The sequence below is a fragment of the Actinoplanes sp. KI2 genome (assembly GCF_025630775.1).
GTDB lineage: Bacteria > Actinomycetota > Actinomycetes > Mycobacteriales > Micromonosporaceae > Actinoplanes.
In genome coordinates, this window is sequence record NZ_JAOSZE010000026.1 from 62955 (window position 1) to 76248 (window position 13294).

Sequence of the window (13294 nt, forward strand, 5' to 3'; positions counted from 1 at the left end):
GGGATGGCGATGCGGTACGGGTTGGGGATCGACCTCGGCACCACGCACACCGCGGCGGCGGTGTTCGTGGACGGCCGGGTCGAGGTCGTGCGGCTGGGCAGCCGGCGCGCCGAGATCCCGTCGCTGGTCTTCGTCAAGCCGGACGGCGGACTGCTGATCGGCGAGGCCGCCGAGCGGCGCGGGCAGTCCGAGCCGGGCCGGCTGGCCCGCGAGTTCAAACGCCGGATGGGCGACCCGGTGCCGATCCTGGTCGGCGGGGCGCCGTTCTCCGCGCACGCGCTGACCGCGAAGCTGCTGCGGCACGTGCTGGACACGGTCATCCAGCAGCAGGACGGCCCGCCCGCCGCGATCACGGTGACCCACCCGGCGAACTGGGGGCCGTACAAGAAGGAGCAGCTCGACCAGGCGATCAAGCTGGCCGACGCCGGGCCGGTGCGGCTGCGCAGCGAGCCCGAGGCGGCGGCGCTGCAGCACGCGACCGCGCGGCGGATCGCGAACGGCGAGACCGTGGCCGTGTACGACCTGGGCGGCGGGACGTTCGACGTGGCCGTGCTGCGCCGCGAGGGCGACGGGTTCGTGCTGCTCGGCCAGCCCGAGGGTGTCGAGCAGCTGGGCGGGATCGACTTCGACGAGGCGGTCTTCGGGCACGTGCTCAGCGTGCTCGGCGGCATGGCCGACGGGATGGACCCGAACGACACCGAGGCGGTGGCGTCGCTGGCCCGGCTGCGGCGCGACTGCGTGGAGGCCAAGGAGGCGCTCTCCTTCGACACCGAGACGATGATCCCGGTGGCGCTGCCCGGCCTGCACACCCGCGTACGGCTGAACCGGTCGGAGCTGGAAGGCATGATCTCGCCGTCGCTGGACGACACGATCACCGCCACCCAGCGGGCGCTGCGCACGGGCGGGGTCGACCCCGGGCAGCTGAGCGCGTTCCTGCTGGCCGGCGGGTCGTCGCGGATCCCGCTGGTGTCGCAGTTGCTGTCGACCGAGTTCCAGCGGCCGGTGGTGGCCGACCCGCACCCGGAGCACAGCATCGCGATGGGCGCGGCGGTGTCGACCGCGGCGGTCCTCGGCGGTGGGTCACCGTTCTCGAGCGCGACCCCGGCGCCGGGCGCGACGCCGACGCCGCGGCCGGAGGCGACGAATGTGGTGGACATGCCGGTCGGCCGGCGCTCGCCGGTGGTGTCGCCGCAGCGTGGCGGGGCCGCGGGCGCGGCCGTCGCGGGCGGGGTCGCGGGCGGGGCGATCGCCGGCGCCGCCGCGGCCGGCGCCGGGATGTCGGCCGCTCCGCCGATCAGCGGGCCGCCCATCTACAGCGGAAACGCGCCGATCAGCGGCGGCGCGCCGGTCACCTACTCCCGGGGCGCGGCCGCCATTCCCGGCACGACGAACCCGCCGACCACCATCGACCCCGCTCCCACTCCCCCGTACGGGCTGCACGGCGGAAGCGGCGGAAGCGGCGGAAGCGGCGCCGCCCCGATCGTGCCGGGAGGCGGCGGAACCGCCATTCCCTGGCCGCCGCCACCGCTGCCGGCCGCGCCGGGCGGCGACAAGCGCAACCTGGTGAAGTTCCTCGCCATCGGCGCCCTCGTCGTCGCCCTGCTCGCCGGCGGCACCACGGCCGCGCTGGTCTACCTGAACAAGAAGAACGACACCTCCGCCCGGAACACCCCGCTGCCCACGACCGCCGCGACCACCCCGCCGGTCTCGGCGAGCCCGGCGCAGGCCTTCCCGACCGACACCATGCTGATCCGGGTGGACACCGGCGGCCCCACCGGCAGCTCGACCCGCAAGTACAAGGTCTACTACTTCACGCCGGGCACCGCGGCCCGCACCCCGCTGCCCAACTCGGTGTACGGCGACGTGCTGCCGAAGTGGTCGCACTCGCGCCGGCAGATCGCGCTCACCCACGCCTCGCCGGACAGCAAGGTCCACTCGATCTACGTGATGAACGCCGACGGCAGCGACCGGCACCTGGTCGCCGACGACGCCGACGGCCGGGTGGCGTGGTCGGCCGACGACACCCAGATGGCCTTCATGAAGAAGTTCAACGGGGTGCTGCAGATCGCGGTGCTCACCCTGGCAACCGGCGAAATCAAACAGCTGACCCACTCGACGATCCAGAAGGACGACGCGATGTGGTCGCCGGACGGCAAGACCATCCTGTACTGGCTGAACAAGGGCGGGATCAAGCAGATCTACGAGCTGCAGGTGGCGAACCCGAAGGAGCCGGGCCGGCAGATCACCACGCCGGACGTCGGGCCGGCCAACGATCCGGTCTACTCCCCCGACGGGCAGCAGATCCTCTACACCCGCGAGCTGACCGGCGACACCTCGGACATCTGGATGGTCAACCTGGACGGGTCGAACCCGCACCGGATCACCTCGAACCCGGCCCGCGAGATGGACCCGACCTGGTCACCGGACGGGAAGTGGTTCGCGTTCGTGCGCGGCGACTTGAACCATCCGACCATCGTCATCGAGCGGCCCGACGGCACCGGCGAGGTGACGCTGACCAAGCCGCCCGCGCGCGAGGCTCACCCCTGCTGGTTCTGACCCCGGTACTGCTCCGCCAGGATGCCCTCGCAGCTGCGGGCCACCGCGCGGGCGGCGGTCTTCAGCTCGCGCGCCGAGAACGGATGCTCCGCGATCGCCTGCCAGCGGGCGAGGGCCTCGGTCGCGCCCGCGGCGATGCGCCCCGGTGCGGCATTCGGCGGAAGACCCAATCTTGCGTACGCCGCGGCGCCCGCCCCGCCGAGCAGCAGGTCCATCTCGGCCAGTTGGTCGTCGGTGGCCGGCAGCCGGCCCGAGCGCACCTGGTGCAGCAGTCGCAGCTCGACGAACTCGTGCGCGCTGGCCCGGATGCGCTCGGCCTCGGCCGCGAGCGCCGATCCGGGCGGGATGCACTCGTCGAGCACGGCCAGCGCCGAGCGCGCCTTGAGCACCTCGCTGCGGCCGACGAACTGGGCGGCGAACACCTCGCGCAGCCGGTCGATGCCGCTGTGCTCGGTCAGCGCCCGGGCGAGGGCCCCCGAGTCGGCGACCGTCCGCTCCCGGATCAGCCGCACCGACAGCCGTACGCCGAACAGGCCCAGCCGGGCCAGCACGCGGGCACGGTGCTCGCCGGAGGCCGCGAACCGGTCGGCGGTCAGCAGCAGCTCCACCACCTCGTCCATCGGCTCGGCGGCGATCGCGGCGAGAACCTGGTATTCCTGCTCGCGCAGGGTCGCGCCGGCCGCGCCGAGCAGCCCGGCCACCGGGACCACGACCGGGCAGAGCCGGCGCAGCCGCTCGTCCGTCGCGTAGCGGGCGGCGACCCGGGCGGCCGAGTCCATCGCGTCGAGGCGGCAGCCGCCGATCTCGTCGGCCCGCGACAGCACGCCGACCGCGTTGACCGGCGTCCCCTGGGACAGGCCGTCGCCGTGGAACGACTCCAGGAACCGGACGTCGCTGCCGTGCATGTGCCGCAGCAGGTAGATGACCGCGTCGGTCTGCGCGGCCCGCTCCCCCTCGGCCTCCAGGAACGCCATCGCGCGCAGCGAGACGTCGGTGGAGAGCGAGGCGATGCCCGGGGTGTCGATCAGCGTGTGCTGCCGCAGCCGGCTGCTCGGGACCCGCACCTCGAGGTGGTCGATCTGCTCGGCCGGGCGGCCCAGCGAGATCTGCACCGCGCCGTCGCGCCGGGTGAACGGCCGCGCCTCGGCGGTGCCACCGGCCAGATGGGCGGTGACCGCGTACGTCGGACCGTCGGCGTACCAGGTGACGATCCGGGTGCACTCGCCCGCGTCGGTGGCCGCCAGCTCCTCGCCGACCAGCGCGTTGAGCAGGGTGGACTTGCCGGCCTTGACCTTGCCGGCGATGGCCACCCGCAGCGGCTCGTCGATCCGCCGGCGCGCCTGCACGGCCCGGGGGTCGCGGGTCTCCTGCACCGCCCGCTCCAGCAGCACCCGCACCTGATCAAGAAGGTTCATGCTGTGTCTCCTGGGCGTGGACTCGTGGCCCTCGGGATCATGCGGGCCTCGGCGGCCCGCTCGCGCTCGGGACAGCTCGCTCACGCCGCGAGCCTGTCCAATCGGCGGCGCGCCTCGGCCAGCTGCGCGACCTTGGCGTGACGCTGGTCGGGCGGCAGCTCGGCGATCTCGCGGACCGCGGCCTCGGTCGCCGCGGCGGACCGCTCGACGGCCTGCGCCCGGTTGGCGAACTCGTCCCGCAGGAAGCGCTGGGTGCGGCGGATCGCCTCCCGGCAGTCGCGTCCGACGTGGAAGCCGACGTCGTCCACGTACCGTCGCAGTTCGGCCTTGGCCTGCATCCGCCGCTGCAGCACCTGCCGCTCCCGCTCGCTCTTGATCATCCGGCGGCCGAGCGTCATGCCGGCCAGCAGGCCGATCGGCGCGAGGGCCAGGCTGAAGAACGCACCCACCGCGCCGATCATGTAGATCCCGCCGTACGTCACCCGGGCCGCCGTGAAGGCGCCGAGGAACTGCTGCACGCCCGACTTCTGGAAGCTCACGTCCAGCTCGTCCACCTTCCGCAGGGCCAGCTCGGGAGCGGGCAGGTCGACGTCGAGGCTGTCGTACTCCAGCCCGAACCGCTCGGCCACGTCGTGCGCGAGCTGCTCGGTGCGGGTGACCAGCAGCATCAGGTTGTCCACCGCCGCCGAGGCCGCCTCCCGCTGCGCCCAGGCCTGGAAGTCGCGCCAGGTCTCCTTCGGGTCGGACTCGTCGATCAGGTCCTCGCCGCGGCGCACCATCAGCCGCAGCCGCTCGCGCAGGTCGTGCTCCACATCGGAGCTGAGATCCTGCACGCCGTCGCCGAGCACGGTCTGCCAGGAGCCGCCGGCCAGCCAGGCGCCGCGCCGGGTCTTCTCGGCGTATCGCCGTACCACCTCGGGCGTCTTCGCCGGGGCCGCGGCGACGGCCTGCTCGGCCTCGACCCGCTCGCGCAGCTGCGCGACGACGAAGGCGAGCTCGGCCCGCGCCGCCGCGGTCCTGGTCGCCGCCGCCGCGCCCAGCACGTCCCGGCGCAGCACGTCGACCAGCCGCGGGAAGCCGGACTCCTCGTTGAGCTGGGTGGAGTCGCGGGCCTGGGCGCGCATCCGCAGGAACGAGGAGACCGCGACGATCGGGACGTCCAGGCCGGCCCGTCGCAGGTGCCCCTCGTTGATGTCGACGATCCGGCGCCACTCGCCGTACAGGTCGGTCTTGGTGATCACGAGGAAGGCGCGCGGGCAGCGTTCCAGGGCGCGGCGCAGGAAGTCGACCTCGGGGGCGGTGAGCTCCTGGGCGGCGTCGGTGACGAACAGGGCCGCCCCGGCGAGGGAGAGCGCGGCCAGCGTGAGGTTGCCCTGGGCCGAGTCGAGCCCGCCGACGCCCGGGGTGTCGATGATCGACAGTCCGGCCCCGAGCAGCCGCCGGTCGAGGCGCACCTCGACGCCGCGGGTCACCGGCGGCACGTCCCCCTCGGCGGCCGGCGCCGAGGCCGTGCTGCCCTCGGTGATGTACCGGCGCAGGTCGTCGAAGGGGATCGGGACCGGCTCGTCGACGCCGTCCAGCCGCAGGAACGCGGCCGGCGGCCGGCCGAACCGCAGGATGGTCGGAACCGCGGTCACGATGTCCGCGTCCACCGGGCAGATGTCGGTGCGCAGCAGGGCGTTGACCAGCGTGCTCTTGCCCTGCTTGAACTCGCCGACCACGGCGACGGTCGCCTCCTCGGACCGCAGCCGCTGCGCCGCGGCGTCCAGCCGTCCGACGAGATCGCCGCGGCCGGCCGCCTGCGCCAGGGCCCGGGCGTCCGCCAGCCCGTCCAGCACATCGCCCTCGGGCCGGGCCGCCTGCGTGGATGTCGAGGTCACCGACCGCCCCGCCCCCTCCTGGTCCTTCGTGGCGCGTACCCGGCCATTCTCCACCCACCGGGCACCCGACCCACCTGGCGCTCCCCGACCGCCGGACGTACCAGCCTGAATCCACACCGGATTCGGATCAAGTCCCGATCCGGATGGGTGCTCCGCCGGACAGAAATCCGACACCCACAACCCACCCTCGATGTGCGACCTTATGACTCTGTCGCTCGATCGCGGCGCATCCGGCAGTCCCGAGGGCTGGGCGCGCGCAGCCGCCCACCACTACGATGCTTGAGCCTCACCGTTGGGGCCCACCGACCTCCGCACGTACCTCGCGGCACGGCACCCCGCGAGGTGCGTGCGGAGCCCCTCCCCCCTCGCTCCCCCGGATGAAGCGCGCTCGATCTTGGAGAAAGGGCGCGCGCAGCTCGCACGAACGCTCCACTTTCGCCCGTCGCCGCGCGACCTTGGCGAAAAGCGCGCACAGCTCGCACCAAAGCGCCACCCGCACCCCGCCGGCCCGCGACGGCGCGGAGCTCGGCGACTCAGGTGGGCGCGACGCGCGGGACGGCGCGACGCACGGGACGGCGCGACGCACGGGACGGCGCGACGCACGGGACGGCGCGACGCAGGGCGAGTGGCGGCGCGACGCAGGGCGAGTGGCGGCGCGACGCCGAGCGGGCCCGCGGACCGGGCGGCGCTGAACGGGCCGGCGGGATCGGTGCCGGTGGTCGGGGCGTGGCCTCGGAAGCTACCGGCGAGTAGATTGCGGGTGTGACGACCCACGAGGTGTTCAACCAGGCCCCGCCGCTTGTCGACTACGACGTCTCGGCCGATGCCGCGCTGCTGGCCGGCGTGGCCCGGGAGGGCGCGCCCTGGGCGGTCGGCGATCTGCACCGGCTCGGGAAGCTGGCCGGGACGGCGGAGCCGCAGCGGTGGGCGGACGAGGCGAACCGGTACGAGCCGCGGCTGATCACCCATGACCGGTACGGGCACCGGGTCGACGAGGTCGAGTTCCACCCCTCCTGGCATCGGCTCATGGGGGTGGCGGTCGGCGAAGGGCTGGCCGGGGCCGCCTGGGCGGACGACCGCGCCGGGGCTCATGTCGCGCGGGCTGCCGGCCTGTATGTCTGGTCCCAGGTGGAGGCCGGGCACTCGTGCCCGATCTCGATGACCTACGCCGTCATCCCCGCCCTGCGGAACAATTCCGACCTTTCCGAAATGTATGAGCCGCTGCTCGCCGGCCGCGAATACGACCCCGGACTGCGGACACCAACGACCAAGCGCGGGCTGCTGGCCGGCATGGGCATGACCGAGAAGCAGGGCGGCTCGGACGTCCGGGCCAACACCACCCGGGCGACCCGGTCCGCCGACGGGACCTGGCGGCTCACCGGTCACAAGTGGTTCACCAGCGCGCCGATGTGCGATCTGTTCCTGGTGCTGGCCCAGACGGCCGCGGGTCTGTCGTGTTTCCTGGTGCCGAGGGTGCTGCCGAGCGGCGAGAAGAACGTGTTCCGCATCCAGCGCCTCAAGGACAAGCTGGGCAACCGCAGCAACGCGTCCAGCGAGCCGGAGTTCGAGGACACCGTCGCCTGGCTGGTCGGCGAGGAGGGGCGCGGCGTCCGCACCATCATCGAGATGGTCGCGATGACCCGCCTCGACTGCGTGACCGGCTCCGCCTCCGGCATGCGCGCCGCCCTCAACCAGGCGATGCACCACGCCCGGCACCGCTCCGCCTTCGGCCGGCTGCTGGCCGATCAGCCCGCCATGCGCAACGTCCTCGCCGACCTGGCGATCGAGTCCGAGGCGGCGACCGTCCTGGCCATGCGCCTGGCCGGCGCCGTCGACCGGGGCGAGCACGCGTTCCGCCGGCTGGCGATCGCGGTCGGCAAGTTCTGGGTGTGCAAGCGGCAGCCGGCCGTGGTCGGCGAGGCCCTCGAGTGCCTGGGCGGCAACGGCTACGTCGAGGACTCCGGCCTGCCCCGGCTCTACCGGGACGCCCCGCTCAACTCGATCTGGGAGGGCTCCGGCAACGTCCAGGCCCTCGACGTGCTGCGCACGCTGCACCGCGAGCCGGATAGCCTGGAGGCGCTGCTGGCCGAGGTGTCGGGCGTCGACCGGCGGATCGACGAGGCGGTCGCCGGCCTGCGCACGATGGCCATGGACGAGGGACAGGCCCGCCGGGTCACCGAGCGGATGGCGGTCGTCCTGCAGGCGTCGCTGCTCGTGCGGCACTCCCCGGCCGAGGTCGCCGACGCGTTCTGCGCGACCCGGCTGGCCGGCGACTGGGGCCACACCTTCGGCACCCTGCCCGCCGCCGTCGACACCGCGGCGATCATCGAGCGGGCGGCGCCGCAGTAGTCCGGCGGGTCAGCGGGACCCGAGCAGGTCCCGTACGCTCGCCAGCAGCTCGTCCTGCGAGATGGGGGCGACGTGGCCGCCGGTCCGTGCGTCCTGCATCGCCTTGGCCAGCTGCACCCGGCGCAGCACCTCCTTGATGTCCGCCCCGGTCATGCCGTGGCTGGCGTGCGCGAGCGCCACCAGGTCGAGGTCGTCGGCGAACATCTCGAAGCCCGGCTGCTCGTGCGCCGCGATCAGCCCCTGGATCATCTTGCGGAAGATCTCGGCCCGGCTCGCCTCGTCCGGTTTCGGCACGCTGAGCTTCACGTCGAAGCGGCCGGACCGGATCAGCGAGTCGTCCACCCGGTGCGGGAAGTTCGTGGTCGCCACGACCAGCACGTTCGGGTTCTCCTCGATCAGGTCGTTCATCTCCTGCTTGAAGATCCCGGCGACCGCGTTCAGCGCCTGGCTGGCCGCGTCGCCGCCGGCGCCCGCATAGCTGACGATCGAGTCGAACTCGTCGAACAGCATCAGCGTCGGCACCCGGTAACGCCGCGCGTCCCGGAAGATCTGCTTGATGTTGCGCTCCGAGCCGCCCAGCCACTTGTCGAGGATCTCCGGGGTGCGGATCTCCCGGAAGTCCGCGCCGATCTCGTTCGCGAGGGCCCGGGACAGCATCGTCTTGCCGGTGCCCGGCGGCCCGTACATCAGGATGCCCTGCGGCCGGCGTGCGCCCCAGCGCTCCATCGCCTCGGGGTGCCGGAACGACACCGCGATCTCGCGCAGCTCGGCGACCACCTCGGTGAGCCCGCCGACCATGTCGAGCGTGACGGTCTGGGTGGTGGGCGCCGTGCGCGGCGGCACCGCGTCCCGGCTGATCACAAACTTGCGCCCGGTCAGCGAGTTCTCACCGGCCAGCTCGAGCACCGCCTGCAGGGTGAGCCCGACGAAGGCCTGCAGGTGGGCGGGCGTCACGTCGTCCCGCGGCACCTCGGCGAACAGCCGCACGACGGTGCCGCTCTCGTCGTACGTCACGGTCGCCTGCAAACCCACGACGGCGTCCGCGAGGGTGGCGGGCCGGCGGTTCGCGGCCGGCTGGGTGGGTCGATCAAGACCAAGCTTGCGGTACGCCGCGACCGCCGCCGATCCGACACTGTCCACGATCCGGGTGGTGATCGGGTCGCCCTGCTCGATCCGCTTCGCGAGCAGCAGCCCGACCGGGTCCTGCCCCAGCACCAGCTTGCGGATGCGCTCCTTCGAGTACGGCTCGTCGGCCGTGGAGATCGCCGCCGAGAACGCGTGCACCGGCCCGCCCGGCCGATCGGCGCCGGCCACGCTCAGGTCCACCCGTTTCACCGGCTCCGGCCAGCTCGCCTGCCGCAGCAGGTCGACCGGGTTGACCCGGGCCGCGGCCAGCAGGGTGGCCGCGTCGACCATCTCCACGGTGGCGCCCGCGTACTCGAAGATCTCGCCGCGCTGTCGCGCGAAGCTCGCGTCTGGCATGCACCAACAGTGACACGGTTGCACCAGATCGCTACTCTCCCCACCATGATCAACAATGCCAAGGTCGCCGTGGTCGGCGTCGGCAACAACACGTCGGCCCTGGTCCAGGGGCTCGCCTACTACCGTGCGACCGGCTCCGAGGTCGGCGTCCACCGCCCGTCGATCGCCGGGCTCGGGGTCGGCGACATCGACGTGGTGGCGGCCTTCGCGCTCTCCGACGACAAGGTCGGCAAGGACCTGCACGAGGCGATCTTCGCCCCGCCCAACAACGTGCCCGCGCTGCTCCCGTCGCTGCCGCCGGCCGGTGTGACCGTGCAGCGCGGCCTGGTCGACGAGACCGGGGCCGACCGGGTGGTCGCCGCGCTGGCCGGCGCCGAGGTGCTGCTGTACTCCGCGCCGAGCGGCCGGCCGGAGACGGCCCGCGCGTACGCGGCGGCCGCCCTCCGGGCCGGGGTGGCCTTCATCAACACCACCTCGGACCCGGTCGCCCGCGACTCGTCCCTGCTCGACGCGTTCGCCGCGGCCGGGCTGCCGCTGATCGGGGACGACCTGGCCAGCCAGTTCGGCACCTCGGTGCTGCATCGGACGCTGCTGCGGCTGCTGGACGAGCGGGGGCTGACGCTGACCAGCACGTACCAGGTCAATCTCGGGGGCACCGAGGACTTCCGCAATCTGGTGGAGAACCCGAACACCAAGAAGCAGTCCAAGGTGAACGCGGTCGGCTCGGACAAGGTCCAGATGGCGCCGCTGGGCTACCTCCCGCAGTTGCGGTCGCAGAAGGTCGCCCACATCAACGTCGAGGCGCAGGGCTGGGCCGGGACGCCGGTCAGCCTGGAGGTCCGCCTGCGGGTGGACGACCCGTCGGGCGCCGCCGGCGTCAATGTGGACCTGATCCGGGTGGCGGCCGCGGCGCTGCGGTCCGGCGCGGGCGGTTATCCGGCCGAGGCGGCCGCCCTGCTCAAGTCCCCGCCCGGCACCGCCGTCTGACCCTTCACACCAAGCGGTGACCGCCCTCGACGTGCAGGGTCGTCCCGGTGATGAACTCGTTGCCCAGCAACGCCCGGAAGGCCTGCGCGATGTCGGCGGGACGCCCGACCCGCCCGGCCGGGAGCTTGGCGGCCATCGCCGCGAGCCGCTCGTTCTTGGCCGGGCCGGCGAGGTCGTCCCAGATCGGGGTGTCGACCCAGCCCGGCGAGACGACGTTGACCCGGATCGGGGCCAGCTCGACGGCCAGCGTGCGGGCCAGCGCCTCGAGCGCGCCGTTCGCGGTGGCCAGCACGGACGAGCCGGGGCTGGGCCGATAGGCGGCGATGCCCGAGGTGAACGTGATCGAACCGGTCGCCATCACCGCCGCCGCGTGCTTGGCCACCAGCCACGGGCCGATCACCTTGGTGCCGAGCACGGTCCAGGCCGCCTTGAGCGGGAAGCTCTCGATCGGGCTGTAGGAGCCGTTCGCGTCGGCCGCGGTGACCACGACGTGATCGACCGGGTCGGCGAACAGGCGCTGGACGTCGTCCTCGTCGGCGATGTCGGTCCGGCTCGCCGTGACCGACGCTCCGAGGCGCTGCCGGGCCGCGGCCAGCTTCCGCTCCGACCGGCCCGCCAGGTGGACCCGGGCGCCCTCCGCGACCAGCAGCTCGGCCAGGGCGAACCCCATCCCCGAACCGCCACCGACGATGACCACCCGCTTGTCGTTCATGTCGTTGTTTGCCATGCGGCCCAGCCTGGGCGTCGCGTGGCTCACTGGGAAGGCCGCGGCACGCCTGGCCCTCGCGGGGCCAGGGCGGGACCGGTGCGGGGTGGCAGACTCGGGGCGTGAGCGACCTCGGTGATTTCCTGCGCGGCCGGCGGGCCCGGATCGGTCCCGCCGAGGTCGGGCTCGCGGCCGGGGTGGGCCGGCGGCAGACCCCCGGCCTCCGCCGCGAGGAGCTCGCGGCCGTGGCCGGGGTCAGCGTCGACTACTACATCCGCCTCGAACAGGGCCGTGACCGCAACCCCAGCGCTGCGGTGCTCGACGCGCTCGCGGACGCGCTCCGCCTGGACGCCGACGAGCGCGACCACCTGCATCGCCTGGCGGCCGGCCGGATCACCGGGCGGCCCGCCCCGGTGAGCGCCCGCCCCGGCCTGCGCCAGCTGCTGGAGACCGTCCGGCCGGCCCCGGCGTTCGTGCTGAGCCCCGGCAGCGACATCCTCGCCGAGAACCCCGAGGGTCTGGCCCTCCTGCCGGGTCTCGCCGACTGGCCCCGGGCACGCCGGAACTTCGTCCGCTACATGTTCCGCCATCCGTCGGCCCGTGAGGTGATCGCCTCCTGGCCGCGGATGGCCCGGGACTGCGTGGCCCACCTGCGGACGATCCCGCCGGAGCAGGCCGCCGGCCTTGCCGCCGAGTTGAGCGCGACCAGCAAGGAGTTCGCCGCCCTGTGGCGCGACTACGACGTACGCGTGAAAAGCGGAACCGACCGCACCTTCCGCCACCCCGCGGTCGGCCGCCTGGAGCTGCGCTCGGAGGTGCTGTCGGTGGCCGACGGCCAGCGGCTCGTGGTGTTCCAGGCGGCGCCGGGCAGCCCCTCCGCGGACGCGTTGGCGCTGCTCGCGCTCGCCGCCCAGGAAAGCTAACGGCGCACCGCCTCGACCGCAGCCATCTCGGCCGCCGACAGCGGCCCCCGCGCCTCGGCCTCGACGCACTCCGCCAGCTCGGCCCGGTTCTTCACGCCGAGGACCACGGTCGCCACCCCGGGGACCGACAGCGCGTACCGGTGCGCGAGCATCGAGGGCGTCTCCCCGACCGACGCCGCGAGCTTGCGGAACGGCTCGGCCCGCGCGAAGTCGGCGGCCGCCGGGTGGCCGGCCGGCACCGGCCGGTCGAGCCCGGACGTGAGCGACCCCGCCGCCACGGCCCGGATCCCGATCACCGCGACGCCGTTGGCGCCGGCGGCCGCCAGCAGGGCCGGGTTCTCCGGTGCCACCCCGTCGAACCCCCACAGGTCGCCGGGCGTGTCGAGGGCATTGACCACGATCTGCGCCGCATCCGGCCGTGGCGCCGTCCGCAGCGCGTCGAGCACCGGAGCCGGGTGGCCGACCGCGGTGATTCCCCAGCCCCGGATCAGGCCCTCGTCCACCAGCTGCGCGAAGACCGGCAGGACGGCGTCCCGGTACGCGTCCCAGCCGAGGAGGTTCGTCCCCGACGGCGACCCGTCCCGCGGCCGCAGATGGGTGTGCAGCAGGAGAAGGTCGATCCGGTCGCGCCCGATCCGGGACAGGCTGGCCGCCAGGCTCCGCCGGATCCGCCCCTCGAAGTCGCGCTCGGTGTCGTCCGGCAGCTGCACCTTCGTCGTGATCATGACGTCGTCCGAGGGCCGCAGCGCCTCGCCCGCCGCCCGCTCCGACTCGGCGCCGATGCCGTAGGCGGGCGCCAGGTCGAGCATGGTGATGCCGGCGTCCAGGGCCGCCCGGATGGTGGCGACCGCCTCGGCCCGATCGGTCGTTCCCCACACCCCGGCGATTCCCCCGCCGCCGAGGGTCAGCGCGCTGATCCGCCCGAGCCGGCCGAAATCTCTGATGTCCATGATGGATCCTCCCCGTCCGCGATCGACGCTCTCGACGGTAGGACCT

General features: G+C 73.6%; 9 protein-coding genes. 4 read left to right on the forward strand and 5 right to left on the reverse strand.

The genetic code is table 11. The features are described from left to right. Nucleotides 1-3: 3 nt before the first annotated feature. The gene (locus ODJ79_RS26695; RefSeq protein ID WP_263026333.1) at nt 4-2556 is read left to right on the forward strand and encodes an Hsp70 family protein; all 2553 of its coding nucleotides are present in this window, start codon (nt 4-6) and stop codon (nt 2554-2556) included. Here the strand turns inward: ODJ79_RS26695 and ODJ79_RS26700 are convergent. Next, nucleotides 2538-3971 carry a dynamin family protein gene (locus ODJ79_RS26700; RefSeq protein WP_263026334.1) on the reverse strand — a complete coding sequence of 478 codons (1434 nt, stop codon included), beginning with the start codon at nt 3969-3971 and terminating at the stop codon, nt 2538-2540. The genes ODJ79_RS26695 and ODJ79_RS26700 overlap by 19 nt on opposite strands. Before the next feature lie 80 nt (nt 3972-4051). Then, a complete protein-coding gene (locus tag ODJ79_RS26705; protein ID WP_263026335.1) occupies nt 4052-5851 on the reverse strand; it encodes a dynamin family protein in 1800 nt (599 codons plus the stop codon). Nucleotides 5852-6613: 762 nt separating this feature from the next. Here ODJ79_RS26705 and ODJ79_RS26710 point away from each other — a divergent pair. Further along, the gene (locus ODJ79_RS26710) at nt 6614-8200 is read left to right on the forward strand and encodes an acyl-CoA dehydrogenase family protein (RefSeq protein WP_263026336.1); all 1587 of its coding nucleotides are present in this window, start codon (nt 6614-6616) and stop codon (nt 8198-8200) included. 9 nt (nt 8201-8209) lie between these two features. On the opposite strand, the gene ODJ79_RS26715 is transcribed toward ODJ79_RS26710, so the two are convergent. Beyond that, nucleotides 8210-9682 carry an ATP-binding protein gene (locus tag ODJ79_RS26715; protein WP_263026337.1) on the reverse strand — a complete coding sequence of 491 codons (1473 nt, stop codon included), beginning with the start codon at nt 9680-9682 and terminating at the stop codon, nt 8210-8212. A gap of 45 nt (nt 9683-9727) precedes the next feature. Between ODJ79_RS26715 and ODJ79_RS26720 the strand changes: the two genes are divergently transcribed. Beyond that, entirely contained in the window at nt 9728-10669 is a 942-nt protein-coding gene (locus tag ODJ79_RS26720; protein WP_263026338.1) for an inositol-3-phosphate synthase, read from the forward strand. Nucleotides 10670-10673: 4 nt separating this feature from the next. On the opposite strand, the gene ODJ79_RS26725 is transcribed toward ODJ79_RS26720, so the two are convergent. Continuing rightward, nucleotides 10674-11396, reverse strand: coding sequence for an SDR family oxidoreductase (locus ODJ79_RS26725; RefSeq protein ID WP_263026339.1), 723 nt, complete (start codon nt 11394-11396; stop codon nt 10674-10676). Nucleotides 11397-11497: 101 nt separating this feature from the next. Here ODJ79_RS26725 and ODJ79_RS26730 point away from each other — a divergent pair, with 101 nt between their 5' ends. Further along, nucleotides 11498-12298: a helix-turn-helix domain-containing protein gene (locus ODJ79_RS26730; RefSeq protein WP_263026340.1), complete on the forward strand. Its 801-nt coding sequence runs from the start codon at nt 11498-11500 to the stop codon at nt 12296-12298. Here ODJ79_RS26730 and ODJ79_RS26735 read toward each other — a convergent pair. Then, entirely contained in the window at nt 12295-13248 is a 954-nt protein-coding gene (locus tag ODJ79_RS26735; protein WP_263026341.1) for an aldo/keto reductase, read from the reverse strand. The genes ODJ79_RS26730 and ODJ79_RS26735 overlap by 4 nt on opposite strands. Between the last annotated feature and the right edge of the window lie 46 nt (nt 13249-13294).